The 22718-nt window shown below is 70.8% G+C and carries 24 protein-coding genes and 1 pseudogene; 15 read left to right on the top strand and 10 right to left on the bottom strand.

The window, feature by feature from the left end:
• Positions 1-6 precede the first annotated feature (6 nt).
• Both ACH4D5_RS38165 and ACH4D5_RS38160 read left to right on the top strand, forming a co-directional pair.
• Complete coding sequence (locus tag ACH4D5_RS38165) at positions 7-642, top strand: RNA polymerase sigma factor (protein WP_398312626.1); 636 nt, start codon at positions 7-9, stop codon at positions 640-642.
• On the top strand, positions 639-1553 hold the full coding sequence (locus ACH4D5_RS38160) for a CU044_5270 family protein (protein WP_398312623.1): 915 nt from the start codon (positions 639-641) through the stop codon (positions 1551-1553). The genes ACH4D5_RS38165 and ACH4D5_RS38160 overlap by 4 nt, the downstream gene beginning before the upstream one ends.
• A gap of 38 nt (positions 1554-1591) precedes the next feature.
• Here the strand turns inward: ACH4D5_RS38160 and ACH4D5_RS38155 are convergent, their stop codons facing one another.
• Positions 1592-2524 carry an isopenicillin N synthase family dioxygenase gene (locus ACH4D5_RS38155; RefSeq protein ID WP_398312620.1) on the bottom strand — a complete coding sequence of 311 codons (933 nt, stop codon included), beginning with the start codon at positions 2522-2524 and terminating at the stop codon, positions 1592-1594.
• Between the two features lie 122 nt (positions 2525-2646).
• Between ACH4D5_RS38155 and ACH4D5_RS38150 the strand changes: the two genes are divergently transcribed.
• On the top strand, positions 2647-3612 hold the full coding sequence (locus ACH4D5_RS38150) for a DMT family transporter (protein WP_398312617.1): 966 nt from the start codon (positions 2647-2649) through the stop codon (positions 3610-3612).
• Here the strand turns inward: ACH4D5_RS38150 and ACH4D5_RS38145 are convergent.
• Together ACH4D5_RS38145 and ACH4D5_RS38140 are read right to left on the bottom strand one after the other, a co-directional pair.
• Positions 3515-4405, bottom strand: a pseudogene (locus tag ACH4D5_RS38145) (LysR family transcriptional regulator); the annotation flags it as partial. The gene ACH4D5_RS38150 and the pseudogene ACH4D5_RS38145 sit on opposite strands and share 98 nt — an antisense overlap.
• 12 nt (positions 4406-4417) lie before the next feature.
• Positions 4418-4726 carry a PLD nuclease N-terminal domain-containing protein gene (locus tag ACH4D5_RS38140; protein ID WP_398312614.1) on the bottom strand — a complete coding sequence of 103 codons (309 nt, stop codon included), beginning with the start codon at positions 4724-4726 and terminating at the stop codon, positions 4418-4420.
• Positions 4727-4815: 89 nt separating this feature from the next.
• Here ACH4D5_RS38140 and ACH4D5_RS38135 point away from each other — a divergent pair, with 89 nt between their 5' ends.
• The 9 genes from ACH4D5_RS38135 to ACH4D5_RS38095 all read left to right on the top strand — a co-directional run bounded on the left by ACH4D5_RS38135 (position 4816) and on the right by ACH4D5_RS38095 (position 14337).
• Positions 4816-6270, top strand: coding sequence for a menaquinone biosynthesis decarboxylase (locus ACH4D5_RS38135; RefSeq protein WP_398312611.1), 1455 nt, complete (start codon positions 4816-4818; stop codon positions 6268-6270).
• On the top strand, positions 6267-7169 hold the full coding sequence (mqnP, locus tag ACH4D5_RS38130) for a menaquinone biosynthesis prenyltransferase MqnP (protein WP_398312608.1): 903 nt from the start codon (positions 6267-6269) through the stop codon (positions 7167-7169). Before ACH4D5_RS38135 ends, mqnP begins: the two co-directional genes overlap by 4 nt.
• 25 nt (positions 7170-7194) lie before the next feature.
• On the top strand, positions 7195-7869 hold the full coding sequence (locus tag ACH4D5_RS38125) for a UbiX family flavin prenyltransferase (RefSeq protein WP_398312605.1): 675 nt from the start codon (positions 7195-7197) through the stop codon (positions 7867-7869).
• Between the two features lie 121 nt (positions 7870-7990).
• Positions 7991-8446 carry an Lrp/AsnC family transcriptional regulator gene (locus ACH4D5_RS38120; RefSeq protein WP_030791839.1) on the top strand — a complete coding sequence of 152 codons (456 nt, stop codon included), beginning with the start codon at positions 7991-7993 and terminating at the stop codon, positions 8444-8446.
• Positions 8447-8530: 84 nt separating this feature from the next.
• Positions 8531-9694: an aminofutalosine synthase MqnE gene (gene mqnE, locus ACH4D5_RS38115; RefSeq protein WP_398312601.1), complete on the top strand. Its 1164-nt coding sequence runs from the start codon at positions 8531-8533 to the stop codon at positions 9692-9694.
• A 104-nt stretch (positions 9695-9798) separates the two neighbouring features.
• Positions 9799-10092 (top strand): DUF4229 domain-containing protein, encoded by a 294-nt coding sequence (locus ACH4D5_RS38110; protein ID WP_362996552.1) that lies wholly within the window; start codon positions 9799-9801, stop codon positions 10090-10092.
• 367 nt (positions 10093-10459) lie between these two features.
• Complete coding sequence (locus tag ACH4D5_RS38105) at positions 10460-11824, top strand: dicarboxylate/amino acid:cation symporter (RefSeq protein WP_398312598.1); 1365 nt, start codon at positions 10460-10462, stop codon at positions 11822-11824.
• Positions 11825-11987: 163 nt separating this feature from the next.
• Positions 11988-12617, top strand: coding sequence for a TetR/AcrR family transcriptional regulator (locus ACH4D5_RS38100; protein WP_398312772.1), 630 nt, complete (start codon positions 11988-11990; stop codon positions 12615-12617).
• 145 nt (positions 12618-12762) lie between these two features.
• The gene (locus tag ACH4D5_RS38095; protein WP_398312595.1) at positions 12763-14337 is read left to right on the top strand and encodes an alpha/beta hydrolase; all 1575 of its coding nucleotides are present in this window, start codon (positions 12763-12765) and stop codon (positions 14335-14337) included.
• Between the two features lie 28 nt (positions 14338-14365).
• On the opposite strand, the gene ACH4D5_RS38090 is transcribed toward ACH4D5_RS38095, so the two are convergent.
• Positions 14366-15247: a helix-turn-helix transcriptional regulator gene (locus ACH4D5_RS38090; protein ID WP_398312592.1), complete on the bottom strand. Its 882-nt coding sequence runs from the start codon at positions 15245-15247 to the stop codon at positions 14366-14368.
• Positions 15248-15600: 353 nt separating this feature from the next.
• Between ACH4D5_RS38090 and ACH4D5_RS38085 the strand changes: the two genes are divergently transcribed.
• Together ACH4D5_RS38085 and ACH4D5_RS38080 are read left to right on the top strand one after the other, a co-directional pair.
• Positions 15601-17010, top strand: a complete 1410-nt coding sequence (locus ACH4D5_RS38085) for an MFS transporter (RefSeq protein WP_398312589.1) — start codon at positions 15601-15603, stop codon at positions 17008-17010.
• A 17-nt stretch (positions 17011-17027) separates the two neighbouring features.
• Positions 17028-17489, top strand: coding sequence for a hypothetical protein (locus tag ACH4D5_RS38080; RefSeq protein ID WP_398312586.1), 462 nt, complete (start codon positions 17028-17030; stop codon positions 17487-17489).
• On the opposite strand, the gene ACH4D5_RS38075 is transcribed toward ACH4D5_RS38080, so the two are convergent.
• Genes ACH4D5_RS38075 through ACH4D5_RS38065 form a run of 3 tightly spaced genes read right to left on the bottom strand, consistent with a single transcriptional unit; the run spans position 17468 to position 19519 of the window.
• Entirely contained in the window at positions 17468-18355 is an 888-nt protein-coding gene (locus tag ACH4D5_RS38075) for an aminoglycoside phosphotransferase family protein (protein WP_398312583.1), read from the bottom strand. The genes ACH4D5_RS38080 and ACH4D5_RS38075 overlap by 22 nt on opposite strands.
• 1 nt (position 18356) lies before the next feature.
• Positions 18357-18659, bottom strand: a complete 303-nt coding sequence (locus tag ACH4D5_RS38070) for a DUF397 domain-containing protein (RefSeq protein WP_398312580.1) — start codon at positions 18657-18659, stop codon at positions 18357-18359.
• Entirely contained in the window at positions 18656-19519 is an 864-nt protein-coding gene (locus ACH4D5_RS38065) for a Scr1 family TA system antitoxin-like transcriptional regulator (RefSeq protein WP_398312577.1), read from the bottom strand. Before ACH4D5_RS38065 ends, ACH4D5_RS38070 begins: the two co-directional genes overlap by 4 nt.
• A gap of 127 nt (positions 19520-19646) precedes the next feature.
• Here ACH4D5_RS38065 and ACH4D5_RS38060 point away from each other — a divergent pair, with 127 nt between their 5' ends.
• Positions 19647-20111 carry an ATP-binding protein gene (locus tag ACH4D5_RS38060; protein ID WP_398312574.1) on the top strand — a complete coding sequence of 155 codons (465 nt, stop codon included), beginning with the start codon at positions 19647-19649 and terminating at the stop codon, positions 20109-20111.
• On the opposite strand, the gene ACH4D5_RS38055 is transcribed toward ACH4D5_RS38060, so the two are convergent.
• The 3 genes from ACH4D5_RS38055 to ACH4D5_RS38045 form a co-directional block, all read right to left on the bottom strand.
• A complete protein-coding gene (locus tag ACH4D5_RS38055) occupies positions 20098-21114 on the bottom strand; it encodes a molybdopterin-dependent oxidoreductase (protein ID WP_398312571.1) in 1017 nt (338 codons plus the stop codon). The two genes, ACH4D5_RS38060 and ACH4D5_RS38055, sit on opposite strands and share 14 nt — an antisense overlap.
• On the bottom strand, positions 21111-21257 hold the full coding sequence (locus ACH4D5_RS38050; RefSeq protein ID WP_398312569.1) for a hypothetical protein: 147 nt from the start codon (positions 21255-21257) through the stop codon (positions 21111-21113). The genes ACH4D5_RS38055 and ACH4D5_RS38050 overlap by 4 nt, the downstream gene beginning before the upstream one ends.
• 121 nt (positions 21258-21378) lie before the next feature.
• Positions 21379-22662: a lipase family protein gene (locus ACH4D5_RS38045; RefSeq protein ID WP_398312566.1), complete on the bottom strand. Its 1284-nt coding sequence runs from the start codon at positions 22660-22662 to the stop codon at positions 21379-21381.
• Between the last annotated feature and the right edge of the window lie 56 nt (positions 22663-22718).

The raw sequence follows: 22718 nt of genomic DNA, 5'->3' as shown, positions 1-22718 counted from the left end.
AAGGGCGTGGAGACGAATCAGGGGGAACCTCAGGCACGTCACAGAGCGCTGCGCGTCCGCATCAGGGACGGCGACGCCGATGCCTTCGGCGAGCTCTTCGACGCGTACGCGCGCTCCGTCTACAACCACGCCTACCGGCTGACGGGCGACTGGTCATCGGCCGAGGACATCGTGTCCCTGACCTTCCTCGACGCGTGGCGGCTGCGCGGCCGGGTCGACGCCGACGGCGGGTCGCTGCGGCCCTGGCTGCTGGGCGTCGCCACCAACGTCACCCGCAACGTGCGCCGGGCGGCCCGCAGGCACGCGGCCGCCGTCGCCCGGCTGCCGCGGGACGAGCCGGTCCCCGACTTCGCGGACGAGCTCGCCGGGCGCATCGACGACGAGGAACAGCTCGCCGTGGTCCGTACGGCGCTGGCGAAGCTGCGCCGCGCCGAGCGTGAGGTGCTCGCGCTCTGCGTCTGGTCGGGGCTCGAATACACCGCCGCCGCGCGGGCCCTCGGCATTCCGGTCGGCACCGTGCGCTCCCGGCTCTCCCGGGCCCGTACAAAACTCGCGAAAGCCGTGGAACCCCGCAAGGGGCACGGACAGGTAAGAGGTGGCCGCACGTCCGCGGTCAGGCCCATCAGGGAGGGAGAACGATGAACGAGCTTCCCGAGCGCGACCTTCCGCCGGGCCGTCATCACCTGCTCAAGGAGCACCTGTTGACCGAGATCCGGCAGAACGAGAAGACGGCGCCCGCGCGACGGAAGGTCTGGTTCCGGCCCGCGCTCGTGGCGGGAGCGGTGGCCGCGGCCGTCACGGCGGGCGTCCTGGTCGCCTCACCGTTCGGCGACCGGGCGGCGCAGGCGGGGCCGCCGTCGGAGGAGACCGTGCGGATGCTGGAGGAGATCGCCGCGGCGGCGAAGGCACAGCCCGCCCCGAAGGGCCTGCGTGACGACCAGTTCGTGTACATCAAGACCAAAGAGAGGTACATGGAGACGGGCAGCGACGAGACGTCGCGCCTCCAGCCCCTGCACGTCCGGGAGTACTGGAGTTCGGTGGACGGCAAGCACACGGAGGTGATCAACGACCGTGTCGACGGCTTCGACCACGAGCGGATGCCGCCGGACCTGCCGCTCGTGGAGGGCGATTCCCACTACCGCAGCCTGCAGAAGCTGCCGACCGACCCGGTGAACATGCGGGACTGGCTGTACCGGGTGGCCTCGGGCGGCGAGAGCAAGGACCAGAACGCGTTCGTCCAGGTCGGCGACCTGTGCGGCGGTCTGATGCCGCCGAAGCAGGCGGCCGCGCTCTACCTCGCCGCGTCGACGATCCCCGGCGTCGAGGTGCGCGGGGACGTGGTGGACGCGGCGGGGCGGCACGGTGTGGCCATCACCCGCGAGAACGACGGCGAACGCCAGGAGCTGATCTTCGACAAGAAGACCAAGCAGTTCCTCGGTGAGCGGCAGGTGGCGGTCGAGGACCTGCCGACGGGCTTCAAGAAGGGCACGGTGACCGCCCACACCGCCGTCCTGCAGCGCGTCGTCGTCGACGAGGCGGGACGGCGTCCGTAGGCGCGTGTCCGGGCCGCGGAAGGCGTGTCGCGGCCCGGCTACTCCACCGTGATCGCGTCCAGTTGGCCCCTCAGGTACACGTGGGAGTCGATGCCCTTAACGTCCGTGCCCGGGTCGCACTCGTAGAAGTAGACGAGGGACATCAGCTCCTCGGTGGGGTGGTCGGCGGGTGGGGGGAGGACGCGGTGGCGGCCGGACTGCCAGCGGTTTCCGGTCCAGCGGGCCATCAGGTCGCCGATGTTGACGGTGAAGGCGGCCGGGTCGAAGGGGGCGTCCTCCCAGCCGCCCTCGTCCGTGAAGACCTGGAGGCCGCCCCGGCCCGCCTGCCGGTCGAGGACCGTGACCGTGCCGAAGTCCGTGTGCGGGCCGATGCGGAACTGGCCGGGCTCGGGGTCGCCGACGCGCTCCCGGCCCGGGTACCAGTTGATGTTGAAGCCCCAGGTGGGGTGGGTGGTGTGGCGGGTGAAGAAGTCGTCGGCCTCGCCGAGTGCCACGGCGAGCAGTTCGAGCAGGCGGTCGGAGAGGGCGCGCATCTCGTGGAGGTACGTCTGGACGAGCGCCCGTAGTTCGGGGGTTTCTTCCGGCCAGGTGTTGGGGGTGAACCACTCGGTGTCCACGGCCGGGTCGCCCGTCGGGTCGTCCGCCGCGAAGGACAGGGACTCCTTCAGGTCCGGGGGAGCGGGCGTGCCCTCCGCGTAGCTGTTCGCCTCGGCGCCGGGGCCGAGCCAGCCGCGCCCGCCGACCCGCACCGCGTACGGCCGCTTCGCCTCGGCGGGCAGGTGGAAGAAGCCGCGGGCCGACGACCGGATCGCCGTGCGCAGCGCCGGGTCGACGCCGTGCCCCGTCACCAGGAGGAACCCGGCGGTCCGCAGGGCCTCGTCGACGGTGCGGGCGGTCCGCGCGCGGGCGTCGGGGTCGCCGGAAAGCCACGGCCGCAGGTCGACCGTCGGAATGCGGGATGCGCTGCTCATGCCTCCCATCGTGCCCCTCCGGGCCCCCGGTCAGGCCTCATCGACAGCACCGATGGAGCCATCGGGAGGACGCCCCACTGGCGCGTGGACCAGGGCGTACGCCCGCTCGTAGCTTCGGCGGCATGACCACCACCAAGTCTTCGGAGCGCACGGGCACCGCCCAGCTCACCGCCGCGATGGTGCTCTCCGGCACCCTCGGGATCTTCGTCGTCGAGTCCGGCGCGGCGGCGTTCGACGTCGTCTTCTTCCGCGTCCTGTTCGGCGCCCTCGCCCTCGGCGCGTACGCCTTGGCCCGCGGCTACTTCCGCGACCACGGGCTCACCCTCAGGAAGCTCGGACTCGCCGCGCTCGGCGGCGTGTTCATCGTCTTCAACTGGGTGTTCCTCTTCAAGGCGTACGAGGCCACCTCGATCTCCCTGGCCACCGTCGTCTACCACACGCAGCCGTTCTTCCTGGTGCTGCTCAGCGCCGTCGTCCTGCGCGAGCGCCTGAGCCGCTCCCAACTGGGCTGGCTCGTCGCCGCGTTCGCCGGGCTGGTGCTGGTGTCCGGGGTGCGCCCGGGCGACGCGGGATCGCTCGCCGGCATCGGGCTCGCGCTCCTCGCCGCCGTCCTCTACGCCCTGTCCACCCTCGCCACAAAGCGCATAACCGGCGTCCGCCCGCACCTGATCGCCCTGGTCCAAGTCGTCGTCGGAATCCCGCTGTTGCTGCCCTTCGCCGACGTCGGCGCGATGAGCGGCACGGGCGCCGGATGGGCCTGGCTCGCCGGGCTCGGTGTGATCCACACCGGTCTGATGTACGTCCTGATGTACGCGGCGTACGCCAAGCTGCCCACCGCCAAGATCGCCGTGCTCGCCTTCACCTACCCGGCGGTCGCGATGGTCGCCGACTGGGCGGTCTACGGCCACCACATCGGGCCCGTCCAGGGCCTCGGCGTCCCGCTGATCGTCCTGGCGAGTCTCAAGGTCACCCTGGGCCGGGGGACCGGACCTGCTCCCGCACGAGCCGCACGGCCTGCTCCACGAACAGCCGCACCTGCGGCGGCAGACGCTTCCCCGACCGCCACGCGAGCTGCGTCCACAGCGTGAACGGCGGCTCCCACGGCAGCCGGACGAGCGTGCCGTCCGCCAGCTCCCGCGCCACCGCCACGGCCGGCAGCAGCGCCACCCCGAGGCCGCCCGCCACGCCCTGCTTGGTCGCCTCGATGGTGCCGAACTCCATGAACGGGGGCGGCGTGCCGGTCCGTTCGCGCAGTTCCGCCTCGAAGAGGTCCCGGTACGGGCAGCCGGGCTCGGTGCCGACGAGCTGCGCCGACGCCAGGTCGTCCGTGACGAGCCCGTCCGTCCCGCGCGCGGCCAGCGGATGGGCGGGGGCGCAGACCAGGACCAGCGGCTCCTCGGCGAGGACCTCCGTCTCCAGGCCCTGGTGCTCGGTCTCCGGCTCCATCAGGAAGCCCACGTCGTACGTCCCCTGCCGCAGCGCCCGCCGGGTCTCGTCGCCCAGCGTGGGCCGCAGCGAGAGCCGCACCTTCGGGTAGCGGTGGTGGAAGAGTTCGAGGAGCGGCGGGAGGCGGTAGGACGTCAGCGACTCCATCGTGCCGACCGCGATGGTGCCGGACGGCTCCTCGGCGTCGACGACGGCGGCCCGCGCCTCGTCGGCGAGGTCGATGATCTGCCGGGCGTAGGGGAGGAGTCGCTCACCCGCCTCGGTCAGGCGGATGCGGCTGCCGAGCCGGTCGAAGAGCTCGGTGCCGAGGGAGGTCTCCAGGGCGCGGACCTGGCTGGTGACGCTGGACTGCGCGTACTTCAGCTCGGTGGCGGCGCGGGTGAAGCTGAGGACGGTGGCGACCTTCTCGAAGGTCACGAGGAGCCGCAGTTCCACGGATACGGGTCCTCAGCCCTCGGTGCCCTTGTCGCGCTTCTTGTCGTCCGGGTCCTCTTCCTTGAGGGACTTCAGGAACTCCGGGTTGTCGTCGGGCGCGACCCAGCGGGTCCTGCCGCCTCCGGCGCCGGGCGCGTGCCGCTTCTTGCCCGTGACGAACCAGGCGATCGGGCCGAGCAGCACCTCCCCGAAGAGCAGCACGATGATGACCCACACCACCTTGGGCAGATGCCTGACCTCCTTCTCCGGAGTGTTCAGGACATCGATGAAGGCGTAGATCCACACCGCCAGGACCAGCAGGAACGGCAGATACCTGAGCATGGTGGCGGGGTCCCCCAAGCAGTGACGGCGGGAGGCGTGCAGGCCCCCGGTGACGGGGCCAGGGTAACCGGTGCCGGATACTGGAACGCATGGCTTACGACGATCTTCGCTCCCTGCTCCGGGCACTGGACCGCGAGGGCGATCTCAAGCGCATCAAGGCCGAGGTCGACCCGTATCTGGAGGTCGGCGAGATCGTCGACCGCGTCCAGAAGGCCGGCGGCCCGGCGCTCCTCTTCGAGAACGTCAAGGGCTCCGCGATGCCCCTGGCGATGAACGTGTACGGGACGGACCGCCGCCTCCTGAAGGCGCTGGGCCTGAAGTCGTACGGCGAGATCAGCGAGAAGATCGGCGGCCTGCTCAAGCCGGAGCTGCCGCACGGCTTCGTCGGGGTGCGCGAGGCGTTCGGGAAGCTCGGCGCGATGACGCACGTACCGCCGAAGAAGGTGAAAGAGGCCCCCGTCCAGGAGGTCGTGCTCACCGGCGACGACGTCGACCTGGAGCAGCTGCCCGCGCTCTTCACCTGGCCCGAGGACGGCGGCTCCTTCTTCAACCTGGGCCTGACCCACACCAAGGACCCGGACACCGGGGTGCGCAACCTCGGCCTGTACCGCCTCCAGCGCCACGACAAGCGCACCATCGGCATGCACTGGCAGATCCACAAGGACAGCCGCAACCACTACCAGGTGGCCGCCCGCAGGGGCGAGAAGCTGCCGGTCGCGATCGCCTTCGGCTGCCCGCCTGCCGTGACGTACGCGTCGACGGCGCCGCTCCCCGGCGACATGGACGAGTACATGCTGGCCGGGTTCATCCAGGGCAAGCGCGTGGAGATGGTCGACTGCAAGACGGTCCCGCTCCAGGTGCCCGCGCACGCCGAGGTCGTCATCGAGGGCTGGCTGGAGCCGGGCGAGATGCTCCCGGAGGGCCCCTTCGGCGACCACACCGGCTTCTACACGCCGCAGGAGCCGTTCCCCGCGCTGAAGATCGACTGCGTGACCATGCGGAAGCGGCCGCTGCTCCAGTCCATCGTCGTCGGCCGCCCGCCGACGGAGGACGGCCCGCTCGGCCGCGCGACGGAGAGGTTCTTCCTCCCCCTCCTCAAGGTGATCGTCCCGGACATCGTCGACTACCACCTGCCGGAGTCGGGCGGCTTCCACAACTGCGCGATCGTCTCGATCGACAAGAAGTACCCGAAGCACGCGCAGAAGGTCATGCACGCCATCTGGGGCGCGCACATGATGTCCCTGACGAAGCTGATCGTCGTCGTGGACAAGGACTGCGACGTCCACGATCTGCACGAGGTGTCCTGGCGGGCGCTCGGCAACACCGACTACGCCCGCGACCTCACCGTCGTCGAAGGCCCGGTCGACCACCTCGACCACGCCTCGTACCAGCAGTTCTGGGGCGGCAAGGCGGGGATCGACGCCACGAAGAAGCTGCCCGAGGAGGGCTACACCCGGGACGGCGGCTGGCCGAACATGGTCGAGTCCGACCCGGAGACGGCGGCGAAGGTCGACCGTCGCTGGAAGGAGTACGGACTCTCGTGAGTTCAGCATCAGCCGCGATCCCGCAGCCGGGGCGCACCAAAGCATTCCTGCGGCTCGTCATGATCGAGCACTCCGTCTTCGCGCTGCCGTTCGCGTACATCGCCGCGCTGACCGCGATGTTCCGGCTGGACGAGAACATCCACTGGGGGCGGCTGCTCCTGGTGACCGTCTGCATGGTCGGCCTGCGCACGTTCGCGATGGCGGCGAACCGGATCATCGACCGCGAGATCGACGCCCGAAACCCGCGCACCGCGCACCGCGAGCTCGTCACGGGCGCGGTGTCGGTGAAGTCCGCGTGGACGGGCGCGCTGATCGCGCTCGCCGTGTTCCTCGCGTCGGCCGCGCTGCTCAACCCGCTCTGTCTGGCGCTGGCGCCCGTCGCGGTGGTGCCGATGGTCGTCTATCCGTACGGCAAGCGGTTCACGAACTTCCCGCAGGCGATCCTCGGCCTCGCGCAGGCGATGGGCCCGGTCGGCGCGTGGATCGCGGTCACCGGCGAGTGGTCGGGCCAGGCGGTGATCCTCGGGCTCGCGGTCGGCGTGTGGATCGGCGGCTTCGACCTGATCTACGCCTGCCAGGACGTGGAGACGGACCGCGAGGTCGGCGTGAAGTCGGTGCCCGCGCGGTTCGGCATCCCCGCCGCGATCTGGGGCGCCCGCGGCTGCCACCTCGTGACGACGGCGCTCTTCGTCTGGTACGCCGCGTCCACCGACGCGGGCGTGTTCTTCTGGATCGGCCTCGCGGTCGTCGCCGGTGCCTTCGTCTACGAGCACTCGATCGTGAAGCCGCACGACCTGTCCCGCCTCAACCGCGCCTTCTTCCAGGTGAACGGCTTCATCGGGATCGCCCTGTTCGCGTGCGCGCTGCTGGATCTGCTCGTACGCGGGCTCACCGTCTGAAACGCCGACGGATAGGCTGCACAGCGTGAACCCAGGAGATACGCAGCGTAGGCCTTGGATCGTGGGGGTGTCGGGTGCCTCCGGGACGCCGTACGCCGCCGCGGTGCTGCGCGCGCTGCTCGCGGCGGGGGAGAGCGTGGACCTCGTCGTCTCGCGGGCCTCGCGGCTGACGCTGCTCGACGAGACGGGCATCGCCTTCCGGGACGCGCACTGGCGGGACGACCTGCGGCAGTGGCTGGCGCGCGGCGCGGACGGCAAGCCGGGGGTGTTCGACCCCGATGTGTCCGACGTGCGGTACTGGGCCGCCGGTGACCTGGCGGCCGGCCCTTCCTCGGGGTCGTACGCGACGAAGGGGATGCTGATCGTGCCGGCGTCCACGGCGTGCGTGGCCGGGGTGGCGCTGGGGCTCTCGAAGGATCTGCTCCAGCGGTCGGCGAGCGTGACGCTGAAGGAAGGCCGACGGCTCGTGGTCTGCGTACGCGAGACGCCGCTGAACGGGCAGACGCTGAGGCACCTGGTGAGCCTGGACGACGCGGGCGCGATCGTGCTGCCGGCCTCCCCGGCGTTCTACGCGGGGGCGACGCACATCCAGGACCTGGTGGACTTCGTCGCCGGGCGGGTGCTGGACGCGGCCCGGGTGCCGCACGGCCTGTACCGCCGGTGGGAGGGAGAGCTCGGCTCCGGCTCCCGGGGGGAGTAGCGCTTCCAGCGCGGCCGTCCTGTGGACACGTGGGAAAGATTCACAGGGTGTAGACCCTGTTGCGCCTTAGATTCTGCACATAGACTCGCGGTATCGCTGAATAATGAAAGGCATCGCACCTATGGACGCCGTGGACAGGCAGCTCATCCAGGCCCTGCGGGAGAACGGCCGGGCCTCGTACGCAGAACTCGGGCGGCTCGTGGGCCTCTCCGGGCCCAGCGTCACGGACCGGATCAACCGCCTCGAGGCGGCCGGTGTCATCACGGGCTACCGCGCGACCGTCGACTCCGCCTCGCTCGGCCTCGGCGTCATCGCCCTCATCGGGATCTCGCTCTCCGACGCCGCCGACCACGAGGACGTGGCGCGGCGCCTGAAGGACCTGCACGAGATCGAGGACTGCTGGTTCATCGCGGGCGACGACTCGTACATGCTCAAGGTCAGGGCGAGCGACGTGGACGGCCTGGAGAAGACGATCCGCCGGCTCAGCGGCACGCGGGGCGTCTCCCGGACGCGTACGACGATCGTGCTCTCCACGAAGTGGGAGAACCGGGTCGGAGAGCTGCCCGAAGAGGAGTGAGGCGCGGGGGCGTACGGTTGGCGGGAGTTTGTCGTAGGGCGCAGGCCGTAGGCCGCGGGTTGCTGGAGAGGTAAGGGCGAGGGCATGGACGCAGGTCTCAAGCGCGATCTTGAGCAGAAGGTCCGGGACGGTGAGCGGCTGTCCCGCGAGGACGGCATCGCGCTCTACGAGTCGGACGACCTGGCCTGGCTCGGCGGCCTCGCCCACGAGGTGCGCACCCGCAAGAACGGCGACGTCGTGCACTTCAACGTCAACCGTCACCTCAACATGACGAACGTGTGCACCGCGTCCTGCGCGTACTGCTCGTTCCAGCGGAAGCCGGGCGAGAAGGACGCGTACACGATGCGCATCGAGGAGGCCGTCCGCCTCGCCAAGGCGATGGAGGGCGAGAACCTCACCGAGCTGCACATCGTCAACGGCCTGCACCCGAACCTGCCGTGGCGCTACTACCCGCGTTCGCTGAGCGAGCTCAAGAAGGCCCTCCCGAACGTCTCGCTGAAGGCCTTCACGGCCACGGAGATCCACCACTTCGAGACGATCTCCGGCATGTCGGCCTCCGACATCCTGGACGAGCTGATCGAGGCGGGCCTGGAGTCGCTCACCGGCGGCGGCGCGGAGATCTTCGACTGGGAGGTCCGCCAGCACATCGTCGACCACCGCACCCACTGGGAGGACTGGTCGCGCATCCACCGCCTCGCGCACGAGAAGGGTCTGAAGACCCCGTGCACGATGCTGTACGGCCACATCGAGGAGCCGCGCCACCGCGTCGACCACGTCCTTCGGCTGCGTGAACTCCAGGACGAGACCGGCGGCTTCCAGGTCTTCATCCCGCTGCGCTACCAGCACGACTTCGTGGACATGAAGGACGGCAAGGTCAGGAACCGCCTCCAGGCGCGCACGACCATGGCGTCCGGCGCGGAGGCCCTGAAGACCTTCGCGGTCTCGCGCCTCCTCTTCGACAACGTCCCGCACGTCAAGGTCTTCTGGGTCATGCACGGCCTCCAGACGACGCAGCTCGCGCTCCAGCACGGCGCGGACGACATGGACGGCTCCGTCGTCGAGTACAAGATCACGCACGACGCGGACAACTTCGGTACGCCGAACAAGCTGACCCGCGAGGACCTCCTCGACCTGATCCGCGAGGCCGGCTTCCGCCCGGTCGAGCGGAACACGCGCTACGAGGCGATCCGCGAGTACGAGGGGCCCGATCCGATGCTGCGCGAGACCCCGCAGGCGATGCGGGTCTGACCCCTTGCCGGGGATGACCCCCTTGCCGGGGACGAGCCCTCTCGTGCTTCACTGGAGAGGCTCGTCCTGCTCGGGCCCATTTCGGAACGGAAGAGTGGATTGACATGCTCCGCTACACGCTGATGCGCCTCGGAATCTTCGTGGGTTGCTTCTTGGTCGTCTGGGGCCTCGTCTACTCCGAGATCCTGCCGCGAGGACTCGGCGACTCGAACCTGCTGTGGGTGCTGCTGCTCTCGCTGGTCGTCTCCGCGCCCATCAGCTTCGTGGCCCTCCGCAAGGAGCGCGACCGCGCCTCGATGGACGTCGTCGCGCGCGTGGACCGCGCCAAGGCCAACCTGGAGGCGAACCGCACCCAGGAGGACGAGGCGGACGACGTGGCGCGCGCCCAGCGTTCGTAGTCCGTAGTTCGTAGTTCGTAACGTTCATCACTCTCACCGGAACCCCGGCGCTGCGGCGCCGGGGTTTCGTGCGTTCCGTGGCGTTCCGTGGCGTTCCGGGGCGCTCGCGGAAGCCCGCTACCTCAAACAAGACCTTTGATGTTCTCAAAGCACGAGTGTTAACGTGTTTGTCATGAAGACAGCAGCAGCGCACCGTCACGCCATGAGCGTCCCGCTCGTGGCGCGCCTGCATGTCGACCTCTGCCGCTGCATGTCCGCGGCCTGTCACATCTGAACGTGACCCCCGCTGCAGCGGCGCTGCTGACCCTTCGCGGTCGCCGCTCCCGTACGTCCCCCTCACCCTGACTTTCCTCACCGGAGTGTGTCCGTGTCCGCGAATTCCGCGACGCCCGCCGACAAGACGGGCCAGACCGAGAAGCCTGAGTCCCGCTTCCGGATAACCAAGTACCTCAAGATGCCCTTCTGGGCGCAGATCCTCGGCGGCCTGGTCCTCGGTGTGCTGCTCGGCTGGATCGCCCGCGACCAGGACGTGTCCTGGCTCGTCACCACGCTGGACAAGGTGGGCAGCACCTTCATCCAGCTGCTGAAGCTCGCGGTCGCCCCGCTCGTCTTCTTCGCGATCCTGGTGTCGATCACCAACCTGCGGAAGGTCAACAACGCCGCGCGGCTCGCCACCCGCACCCTGCTGTGGTTCATGATCACGTCGCTGATCGCGGTCGCCATCGGCCTCACCATCGGCCTGCTGACGAACCCCGGCTCGGGCACCGGCCTGACCCCGAAGGACGGCAAGGCCCCGGAGGACGCCGGCTCCTGGATCGACTTCCTGACCGGGATCATCCCCACGGACGTCATCACGCCCTTCACCGAGCTGAACGTCCTGCAGATCGTCTTCATGGCCGCCGTCGCCGGTATCGCCGTACTGAAGATCGGCGACAAGGCCCAGCCGATCCTGGAGCTCAGCGAGTCCGTCCTCGCCCTGCTCCAGAAGGCCCTGTGGTGGGTCATCAAGCTCTCCCCGATCGGCACCGTCGGCCTCATCGGCTTCGCCATCGCGGACTACGGCTGGAACCTCATCAGCAAGTACGCGACGTTCACCGCGGACATCTACATCGGCTGCGCCCTGGTCCTCTTCGTCGTCTACCCGCTGCTGCTCGCGTTCGTCGCCAAGGTCAACCCGCTCCAGTTCTTCAAGGGCGCCTGGCCCGCGATCCAGCTGGCGTTCGTCTCCCGCTCCTCGGTCGGCACCATGCCGGTCACCCAGAAGGTCACCGAGCGCCTCGGCGTCCCGAAGGAGTACACGTCCTTCGCCGTGCCCTTCGGCGCGACCACGAAGATGGACGGCTGCGCCGCGATCTACCCGTCGATCGCCGCGATCTTCGTCGCGCAGATCTTCGACGTGAACCTGGGCATCAAGGAGTACCTGCTCATCGCGTTCGTGTCGGTCGTCGGCTCGGCCGCGACGGCGGGCCTGACCGGCGCCACGGTCATGCTGACCCTGACCCTCTCCACGCTCGGCCTGCCGATGGAGGGCGTGGGCCTGCTCCTCGCCATCGACCCGGTCCTGGACATGATGCGCACCGCGACGAACGTCGCCGGGCAGGCGCTGGTGCCGGTGATCGTCGCCGCCCGCGAGAAGATCCTCGACCACGAGGCGTACGAGAGCGCGTCGGCGTCCCCGCTCGACGACTTCGACGAGTCGCCTTCGTCCCACGCGGTGCCCGCCACCGCCTGACCTCCGGCCGGTTCCTCGGCCGCAGCCCCGTCCCGGTATTCCGGGGCGGGGCTTTCCGCTGATCGTGACCCGGTGTCCGTTGACCGTACGCTGACGGGTGAACGGACAGCGTGGGAAGGCGGGGGCCGGGGTGGGCGTGGGCGAGAAGCGGCGGCAGAAGAGGATGCCGCGGGCCGTGCGTGAGCAGCAGATGCTGGACGCGGCGGTGCGGACCTTCGGGCAGCGGGGGTACCGGGCCGCCTCCATGGACGAGATCGCGGAGCTTGCCGGGGTGTCCAAGCCGCTCGTGTATCTCTATCTGAACTCCAAGGAAGAGCTGTTCGGCGCGTGCATCCGGCGGGAGGCCGCCGCGCTCGTCGCCGCGGTGCGCAAGGGCGCCGGCGGGGCCGTGGGCGAGCCCGCCGACCGGCAGCTGTGGGACGGGCTGCGGGCGTTCTTCGCGCACACCGCCGAGCGGCCCGACGGCTGGTCGGTGCTGCACACCCAGGCGCGTACGCAGGGGGAGCCGTTCGCGGCCGAGGTCGCCGCGGCGCGGGAGGAGATCGTCACGTTCGTGACGTCGCTGATCGCGCAGGCGGCGCGGTCGGCGCACGGCGACCCGTCGCTGCCCGAGCGGGAGGTCGCGGGGCTCGCCCAGGCGCTGGTGGGGGCGGCGGAGTCGCTGGCGGGGTGGGCCAACACGGACGGGTCCGTCTCGGCCAAGGAGGCCGCGGGCACGCTCATGAACTTCGCGTGGGCGGGGCTCGGGGGGTTGATGGAGGGGCGCCGGTGGTCGCCCCTCCCCTCTCCTTGAGGCACGGCTGGGTGTGGTTACTCCTGCGTAGAGTTACTCGTCGGTTATGAGCTGTTCGAGGTATATGCCGAGGTATGTGCCCTGAACGGGCGAGGGGCGCGTCACGCGCTTAGGGTGAGCGAGGGGCACACCCTGGGAGGTTGCCGTGCGCAAGGCTTGTGCAGTCGCCGGCGTCACCGTTCTGGTCGTCGCGGGAGCGGGCGTGACGGGGATATCCGGCGTGCCGGGTGCCGCCGTCGCCGCCGACGGCGGTGAGCGGCCCGACCTGGCGCGTTTCTATACGCAGAAGATCAAGTGGGCCGGTTGTGAGGGCGACACCGAGGCCGTGGCGGAGGCCACGGGCGGCGCCAAGGGCATCCAGTGCGGGAAGGTGACCGTCCCGATCGACTACGCGAAGCCCGGCGCCGGAACCGTCGACCTCGCGATGATCCGGATGAAGTCCAGCACCAGCGGCAAGCCGCGCGGCTCCCTGCTGCTGAACTTCGGCGGACCCGGCGGGCCCGGCGTCTCCGCCCTCGCGGGCGCGCAGAAGGAGTTCGGCTTCCTGAGCAAGGACTACGACATCGTCTCCTTCGACCCGCGCGGGGTCGGCCAGAGCGCCCCGGTCAGCTGCGGCGACGCCGACGAGAGCACCGATCCCACGGCCGGCGGCGCCGAGGACCCGGCCGCCGTGCTCAAGGAGATGCGCAAGGTCGCCAAGGAGTGCGCGGACCGGTCGGGACCCGTCCTGCCGCACATGGGGACCGTCAACGTCTCCCGCGACCTGGACGTCATGCGGCAGGCCCTCGGCGACAAGAAGCTGAACTACCTGGGGTTCTCGTACGGGACCCGGCTCGGTGCCGTCTATGCCGCCCAGTTCCCGAAGAAGGTCGGACGGATGGCGCTCGACGGCGTCGACACGCTCACCGAGCCCGTCGCCGCACAGTCCCTCGCCACCGCAGAGGGACGCCAGACCGCCCTCGACAACTTCCTCACCTGGTGCACGGGGAACGCCGGCTGCGTCTTCGGCACGGACGCGCGCAACGCGCGGCAGAGCATGGTCACGCTCATCCAGGAGATGGACCAGATGCCGCTGCAATCCATGGACGGCGCCGAGTTCACAGGGCAGGACGTCGTCAGCGTACTCAGTCAGGCGCTGTACAGCAGGCAGGCCTGGCCCGCGCTCTCACAGGCCCTCGGAGCGCTGCTCGCGGACGGCGATCCGAGGGCGCTGATCCGGATGAGCGGCGGGCTCGCACACGCGCCCGTGCGGGGTGAAGACGCGATGGGGGAAGAAGTGCCCGCGGACAACATGGCCGCCGCACTCATGGCCGTGAACTGCGCCGACGATCCGGACCGGCCCGACGCCGCGCGCATAGAGAAGGAAGTCGGCAGGCTCCAGAAGGAGTTCGACGCCGCCTCGCCCGTCTTCGGCAAGTCGATGCTGATGCCCGTGCTGCTCTGCTTCGGACGGCCTCCCGGGACCACCTACATCCGTGAGGACGTACGCGACGTGAAGACGCCCAAGCTGCTGCTCGTCGGCACGCGCGGCGACCCGGCGACGCCGTACCGGTGGACGGAGGAGACCGCGCGGCGGCTCGGACCGCAGGCAGTCGTCCTGGACAACAAGGGCGACGGGCACACGGGTTACCTGGGTTCGGAGTGCGTGCAGGACAAGGTGAACGGATTCCTGCTGTACGGCGAGACGCCCAAGACGGGTAGTTCGTGCGCGGCGGAGTGAGAGCCGGGCGGGCGGACGGGCGACTGTGTCAGGCCTGTGTGGTCAGGCCGAGCATCGCCGTCTCGTCCGGCGTGCCCGGCGGAGCCTGGTAGACGACCATGCGCTGGCCGCCCGTCCGCGCCAGTGCCATCACCTCGTACGTGAGCGTCATCGGACCCACCTTCGGGTGCTCGATCGTCTTGGTGCCGCCGCCGCGCTCGCTCACGTCGTACCGCTCCCATATGCGGGCGAAGTCCGGGGACTTCAGGAGGAGTTCGCCGACCAGGTTCGTCAGCTGGGGCGAGTCGGTGTCGGCGCCGCCGATCGCGCGCAGGTGTGACACGGACTTGGCGACCGTCTCCTCCCACGGCCGGTACAGCGTGCGGCCGACGGGGTGCAGGAAGACGTAGCGGATGAGGTTGCGCTGCTCGGCGGGCCACTCCCACAGGCCAGGGAGCAGCGCCTTGCCGGCGGCGTTCGCGGCCAGCATGTAGTTGTGCCTGCTCACCACGTACGCGGGCAGCGGGGCCAGCGCCTCCAGTGTGCGCAGCGTGGAGTCACGGACCGTGTGGTCGGGCGTCGGGTGCGGTTCCGTGAGGCGGCCCGAGGCGAGCTCGGCCAGGTCGCGCAGGCGGTCGTGGGCTTCGCCCGTCAGGCGCAGGGCGCGGGCCAGGGCATCGATGACGGCGGGGGAGGGGTTGGTCTCGCGGCCGCGCTCCATCCGCGTGTAGTAGTCGACGCTCACCCCGGCGAGGGTGGCGAGCTCCTCGCGGCGCAGGCCCGGCGTGCGGCGGATCCCCGCGCCTGCGGGGAGGCCCGCTTCGGCGGGGGTCACTTGGGCGCGGCGGGCGCGCAGGTACCGGCCCAGTTCCGTGCCGGTACGGGCGGCGGCTCCCGTGGCCGCGGGGGCGCTCGATGTGCTGTCCGTCATCCGCTCATTGTCCCTGGTGGGGTACGAGGGCCGGGGGTGGCGTGGGGGGCTGTGTCAGGGCCAGGAACGCGGGACCCCGGTGAGGTGCGGCCTGCCACGGCGCGGGGCTTCGGCGCAGAGTGGTTGACGTCAGGCGGCTCGGGCCGCCGCGGCCCAGGGGGTGCACGGCACCGGGCCGCGGCCGCGGTGGCCCGAGCCGCCTGCGCCGCACGCCGCACGCCGCACGCCGCACGCCGCACGCCGCACGCCGCACGCTGCGCGGTGCCGGTTGCCTGCCGCTCCGTGGCTGCCCCACCGGCCTTGTCGCTCCGCGACAGGTCTTCCCCCGCTGTCCATCTCACCGTAGGAGCCCCATGTCCGCCGCTGTCCTCGCGCCAAGTCCCGTCCAGGACGGTGCCGCCAGGCCCGCTCGCTCGGGCCCTGTCGCGCTCGTCGCCGCCCTGCTCGGGTTCGCCGTCATCACCATCGACGTCACCGCAGTGAACATCGCGCTGCCCGACATCCGGAGCACCCTGCACGGGGGCATGGCGGGACTGCAGTGGGTCGTGGACGCGTACACGCTGATGTTCGCGGCGCTGATGCTGTCCGCCGGAGCGCTGGCCGACCGGGCGGGGGCGCGGCGGGCCTATGTGTGGGGGGTGGGGCTGTTCACCGTCGCGTCGCTGGCGTGCGCGCTCGCGCCCGGGATCGGCGCGCTGATCGCGGCCCGGGTGGCCCAGGGCGCGGGCGCGGCTGTCGTGATGCCCGCCTCGCTCGCGCTGATCCGGCAGGCGTACGACGATCCGCGCCGCCGCGCCCGCGCCATCGCGCTGTGGACGGTGGGGGGTTCCGCGTCCGTCGCGGTGGGACCCGTGCTCGGTGGGGTGCTGACGGAGACGGCCGGGTGGCGGTCCGTGTTCCTCCTCAACCTGCCCGTGGGCGCGGTGATCCTCGTCCTCCTGGCCCGGGTCGCACGCTCCCCGCGCCGCCCGGCGCCGCTCGACCTCGCCGGTCAGGTCACGGCCGTACTCGCCCTGGCCGGCCTTGCGTTCGCGGTCATCGAGGGCGGTCATCTGGGCTGGGGGAGCGCACCGGTACTCGCCGCCTTCGCCGTGGCCGTCGCCGCCGGATTCGCCTTCCACCGCGCCGAGAAGCGCCACGCCGCGCCGATGGTGCCGCTCGAACTGCTGCGGCGGCGGCCGGTCTCGGTCGCCCTCGCGGTCGGCTTCGCCGTGAACGCCGGGTTCTACGGCGTGACCTTCCTCCTCGGTCTCTACTACCAGCAGCTGCGCGGGATGTCGGGCGTCGAGGCGGGCCTGATGTTCGTGCCGCTCGCCGCGTTCATCACGGGGACGAACCTCGTCTCGCCGCGTGCCGCCGAACGGCTCGGGCGGCGTAAGGTCATCGTCCTCGGGCAGGCGATTCTCGCCCTCGCCATGTTCGCGCTCGTCCCGCTGACCGCCGACACGCCGCTCTGGCTCGTCCTCGTTCTGCTCGTCCCCACGGGTCTCGGCGGCGCCTTCGCGGTCCCCGCGCTGACCGCCCAACTCCTCGACAGCGTCCCCGGCGAACGCGCCGGCACCGCCTCCGGCCTCCTCAACTCCCTTCGCCAGACGGGCGGCGCGATGTCCGTGGCCCTCTTCGGTTCCCTCCTCGCGGGCGGCGGGAGTGATGGCGGGGCCTCAGGGTTCTCGCTCTCCGGGATGCACACGGGGCTCGTCGTCGCGGGCGCCACACTCTGCGCGACGACGGCCCTGGCGGCGTGGCTGCTCCCACGCGACTGACCCGCATAATTCCCACCGTGGACCTACGCCCCGAGCTGCTGCCCCCGCCCGTATCCCCGGAACGCCTGGTCGCGCTCAGCCGCGAGATCGAGCGGGTCGCCGAGCTGGTGCGTGACGGGGCCGGGGACGAGCACGTCGCGGCGTTCAATGCGGCGACCGGGCATCGCTACGGGCCGCTCGACTTCGTCGAGTACGACGGGTGGCGGAGCCTGGAGGAGTTCGCGCGGGAGGCCGCGCGGCCCGCGTGGCCCCGGGTGCCGGACGTCACGCGGGACGAGCTCGCCGAGATCGTACGGCGGGTTCTGGCCGACGCGGCGTCCCCCGACTGCGACTACTACCTGCTGCTCCTCGCCGCGAACGTCCCGCACCCCCGCGCCCGCGACCTGGTCCTGGGTTCGGACCTGGGGCCGGAGCGCGGCGCCGATGCGGCGGGGCGGGTCGTCGATGCGCTGCTGAGCTACCGGGCGATCAGTCTCTGAAGTGTCGCCCGGCCCGCGCGGCCCCACGTCACCTTGCCGCCCGGCAGGCCCCGTTCGCCGTTGCGGCGGATGGCGATGAGGACCAGGGCTTGCAGGACGGCCCGGCCCCGGGCGCGCCGGATCGTCGCGTCGTCGGCCCGCTCGTACGCCTCGAAGAAGCGTGGCGCCGCCCCGTTCGGCAGGAGCAGCCACGCCGCCGCGAGGTCCGTCGCCGGGTCGCCCGCGCAGAGTTCGCCGAAGTCGATGACGCCGGAGAGGGTGCCGTCGGTGACGACGACGTTCGCGGGGTGCAGGTCGCTGTGCAGCCAGACGGGGGTGCCTTGCCATGGGGGTGCCGTGACGGCGTCCTCCCAGACGGTACGGAGGGCCGGGGCCTGGGTCCCTATTTCGTGCGCCAGGTCGCGGAGTTGCTGTTCGAAGACGTGGGAGAGGGTGGGGAGCGGCGCCCCTCGCTCCTGGACGCGGGGTGCGTCCTCCGGGGCCTCCTTGTGCAGCGCACGCAGGAACTCCGCCAGCGCCTCGGCCGCGTGGTCGCCCTCGCTGATCGGGGTGCGGTCGGCCGGAGAACCCGGCACCCAGGCAGCGATGGTCCACGGCTGCGGAAAGCGGGGCGTCGGCTCGACCAGGTGTACGGGGGTCGGTACGGGGAGGGGGAGCGTCGGCGCGAGTGCCGGGAGCCAGCGGTGTTCTTTGCGGAGGAGTTCCGGGGCGCGTTCCGTGCGGGGCAGGCGGGCGGCCAGGTTCTGGCCCAGGCGCCAGAGTTCGTTGTCCCATCCCCTGACCGGGGAGTGGATGTCCAGCTCCGCGAGGTCGGGGTGCTGCTCCTTGAGGAGGGCGCGGATCAGGGTCTCGGTGACCTCCTCCACGTCAGGCCTTCGCGTAAGGGAGGAACTTGGACCAGGTGATGGGGGCTATGGAGAGGGTGGGTCCGGTGGGGTTCTTGGAGTCACGGATGTGGATCGCGTGGGGACAGGACGATAGCTCTACGCATTGGCCGCCCTCGCCGCAGCTGTGGCTCGACTTCCGCCAGTTGTAGGCGACTTCGAGGCACTCTCCGCCCTCGCCCGTGCTGTAGCTGGATTTACGCCAGTCATAGGCGACTTCGAGGCACGTGCCGCCTTCGCCGCCGCTGTAACTGCTCTTGAACCAGTCGAGTTCGGTGGTGTTCATCGTTCCCCCAACATCTTCTCGATCAGGGACCAGGACTCCCTGGGCGTGAGAGCCTGCGCTCGGATGATCCCATAGCGCTCGGCGAAGACGCTGACTCCTTCTGGATCGGTAACGAGTCGGGGATATCCTTGGATCTCCGTGTAGGCCACCTGCCGCCTACCCTTCGGCGTCAGCAACGTGAACGGGCCGTCCATGCTCGCGTGTTCGTCGCGTGATGTAGGCATCACCTGAAGCTCGATGGGACGCATCCGGCCGAATCGCAGCAGCTGCCGCAACTGATGCACGTGAACGGTCCGGCCGCCGATCGGCCGTTGGAGTACCGCCTCCTCCAGCACGTAGCTGAAGGTGGGCGCTGGCCATCGCTCGAAGATTTGCTGCCGAGCCAGACGGTCGGCGACTCGCTTCTCGATGGTTTCCTCGTCCAACAGAGGGCGTCGTTGCGTGAACACCGCTCGGGCGTAGTCCTCGGTCTGAAGCAGCCCTGGGACGGCCTGATTGCTGTACTCGTGGAGTACGACAGATTCTGCCTCCGCTTCGGCGAAGTCTCGGAACCAATCCGGATGCCGAGTCCGCGCCTTCTTCAGCGCCTCCTCGACGTCCTCGATGGCCGCCACCAGCACCCCGCCCGCCTTGAGCACCTTGTCGGCCCGCCGGAGGAAATCCGGCTGCGGCGTGCGGACGCCGCGTTCCATCGCGGAGATCAGGCCCTCCGTGCAGTGGACCTCCACAGCCAGCTCCTTCTGGCTCATCCCGGCGTGCTCGCGCAGAACCTTGAGTTGTTTGCCGAGGGCCCGGAAGAGATGGGCCGTTCCGTCCACCACAGAGGGTCGCTCGGGGCGCTCCTCGTTCTTGCTCGCCATTGCCCGTACCGCCCTTGTCTGGGTCACGGTCGACGTCTCGTACGCCAACGGGCCGTACCCGTACAGCTACCCGGCGTCGTGGCGTCGTACCTGGGCAGCGTAGAACCGCTCGGCCACGCTGAGTCACATGAATCCCCAAATGACCACCCGCGTCAGCGACTCCGAGGCCGCACCCCAGAGATTTGCCCAACTGCTCAGCCCCACCCGGCGAGGTGCCCGCCTGGCGCGGCGCCTCGCCACCCACCAGCTGGACCTCTGGGGCATCCCGCACGGGAGCGAGCTCTCCGACGCCGCCGCGCACATCGTCGCCGAGCTCGCGGCGAACGCCGTCACGCACGGCCACGTGGCCGGCCGCGACTTCGAGCTGCGCCTCGTCCGGACGAGGCCCGACACGCTCCGTATCGAAGTCGCGGACTGCCGGGGTGACCGCCGCCCGGAGGTGCAACAGGCGGCCCCCGACGGCGAGTCGGGACGCGGGCTGTGCGTCGTCCAGGCACTGGCCAGCGCCTGGGGCGTGACAGAGCGCGCCGTCGGCAAGACCGTCTGGGCCGAGCTGCGCCACGAGGGGCAGGCCGCCGCTAGCCCACCGTGAAGCGCACCTCGTGGACGGAGTTCCGGGCGCCCGGCGGCGGCTGGACGCGCCCCGCCGCGTCCGTCGCGCGGGAGCGAACCGTGTGCGGCCCCGGCCGCAGCGTGCGGCGGAGGGAGAAGCCCTGCCAGGTCGGCTCGGCGCCGAGGACGTCGAGTGTTGCGGGCTCCCACGGGCCGCCGTCGACGGACAGGTCGAGGCGGACGACCTCCGTCGTGCTCCAGGTGCGGCCCCGGAACACCACATCACCGGGCGAGACGCTGGAGCCGCCCTCGGGGGCGAGGATCTTGCTGTTGACGTCCACCGCACGCACCGGCTGCGGGGTGTCGTCCCCCGGCAGCACACGCGTGTAGAACGTCGTCGTGAACATGTGCTGCGGCCGCTCCTCCGTGAGGACGATGCGGGTCAGCCACTTCACGGAGTTGGTGCCGAACATGCGGGGGACCACGGCCCGGAGCGGCCACCCGTGGCGGGGGCGCAGGGGCTCGCCGTTCATGCCGTGGGCGAGGAACACGTCACGGCGGGCGGTCTCCAGCGGGAGGTCCTTCACGTACGAGAGGCCGTCCTCGCCCTGGAAGGAGCCGGTGTCCGCGCCCTCGAAGCGCACGTGCCGCGCGGCGGGCAGCGGGCGCGCGCGGTCCAGGAGCGCGGCCAGCGGCAGACCCGTCCACTCGATGTTCGTCACCGCGCGCGTGGGCGTGTCGGGGCGGAACGGGCTGCCGAAGCACTCGTGGACGGCGGTGAGCTGTTCGCGCGGGAGGGCGAGGACCGCAGGCAGGTCGAGGCGCAGGGGGCGGGCCACCAGGCCCTCGACCGTCAGCGTCCACGTCGCGGGGTCGATCTCGGGGAGGCCCAGGTGGGTGCGTACGAAGACGTTGTCCACAGGGGTGACGAAGTCGGGACCCGGCGCGGGATCCGCCAGCGAGGGGTCACCCGGCGGCGGCGTCAACGGCGCCGCCTCCGTAGCGGACGTAGCGGACGGAGCGGACGTCAAGGGTGGCGTCATCGGGCGGCCTCCTTTCCGGCGGCGCCTTCCGGCTCGGCGCCCGGCTCCGCCGTGGGGCGGTGCGGCATCGTGTCGGACGCCTTCATCGCCAGGACGAACAGGGCCAGCATGGTCAGGGACAGGGCCGTGGGTGCCAAGAGCATGACGAGAAATCCCCCCGGTTCTCGAAGTCGTGCAAACCTCGAGATCCTAGGGGGACTTCGCCGCACTGCCCACTAATTTTTCGCCGGTGACCCGCAGGTCATCTCGATCCCCGGGCCCGGGTCAGCAGTTGCCGCGCGCCGGCTTGCCCGCGAACCGGTCCGCCAGCCACCCGGCCGCGAACGGCGACTGCGTGATCACGCCGCTGACGTGCTCACCGACCGCCACCTTGTGCCACTCCACGTTCGCGCCCCGCGCGCACCACTCCTCGCGGACCTTCTTGCCCACGCTGTACGGGATGAGCTCGTCGCCGAGCGCGTGGTACTGGTACACGGGCGCGTCCGGCCTGACCGTGCCGACCCGCGACTCGTTCAGGCGCTGCTGCCAGTCGGGCTGGTCGAGGGGGTTCTTCGTGGTCATCGACGAGATCGGCTTGAACGCGCCGAGCACCGCGGCGTCCGCGACACAGGCGTTCCGCAGGGCCGCGATGAGCTTTTCGCCCTTCGGGTTGAGGTAGGAGGCGAGGTTCAGTTCGGGGAAGGCGGCGTTCTGGCCGATCGCCGCCAGGAAGATCAGGCCCGAGCCGTACAGGCCGTCGTTGAACTGCGCGACCTTCATCAGGTCACCGGGGACGCCGCCGGTCGCCGTGCCCTTGACGTCGAGGTCGGGGGCGTACGAGCCGTGCAGTTCGGCCGCCCATGACGAGGCCTGGCCGCCCTGCGAGTAGCCCATGATGCCGACCGGTGTGTCCTCGCCGAGGCCCGCCTCGGGCAGCCGGATCGCGGCGCGGGCGGCGTCCAGCACGGCCTGGCCCTCGGCGCGGCCCACCGTGTACGTGTGGTCGCCGGGGGTGCCGAGGCCCTCGTAGTCGGTGACGACCACTGCCCAGCCGCGCAGGGTCAGCTGCTGGATGAGGTTGGCCTCCACGGTGGTGCCCTTGGGGAAGCCCGCGCTGGGCGCGCAGTGGTCGCCGACGCCGACGGTCCCGACGGCGTACGTGATCAGGGGGCGGGGGCCCTCGCGGCCGTCCTGGGGCACGATGACCGTGCCGGAGACGGTGTTCGGCTCGCCCTTGGCGGTCGTGGAGCGGTAGTGGATCTTCCAGGCCTTCGTCTTCGTGGGCTGGCCCGGCAGCGGGTGGAAGCTGCTCGGCTCGGAGCTCACGATGTCGCCGGGGGAACCGGACGGGCCGGACGAGCCGAGCAGTCCGAGGGGGCCGGCGGGGCCGAGGGGTCCGGAGGGGCCGAGGGGGCCGGAGGAGCCGAGGGGGCCGGAGGAGCTGAGGGGGCCGCCGGCCGTTCCGGGGGGCCCGGAGTCCTCGGCGTGCGCGGCCGTGAGCGGGGTGACGGCCGACAGACCGAGCGCGGCCACCACGGCCCACGCTCTGACGCTGGTACGTGTGTGCATGCGGCTCTCCCAACTGTCCTCAGGGGCGGAGGGGTGTTCTGGCAACGACCGTAGTG

Source organism: Streptomyces sp. NPDC018029 (assembly GCF_044327655.1).
In the GTDB taxonomy this organism is placed as follows: Bacteria; Actinomycetota; Actinomycetes; order Streptomycetales; family Streptomycetaceae; genus Streptomyces.
This window is presented reverse-complemented; position numbering and strand designations above follow the sequence as displayed.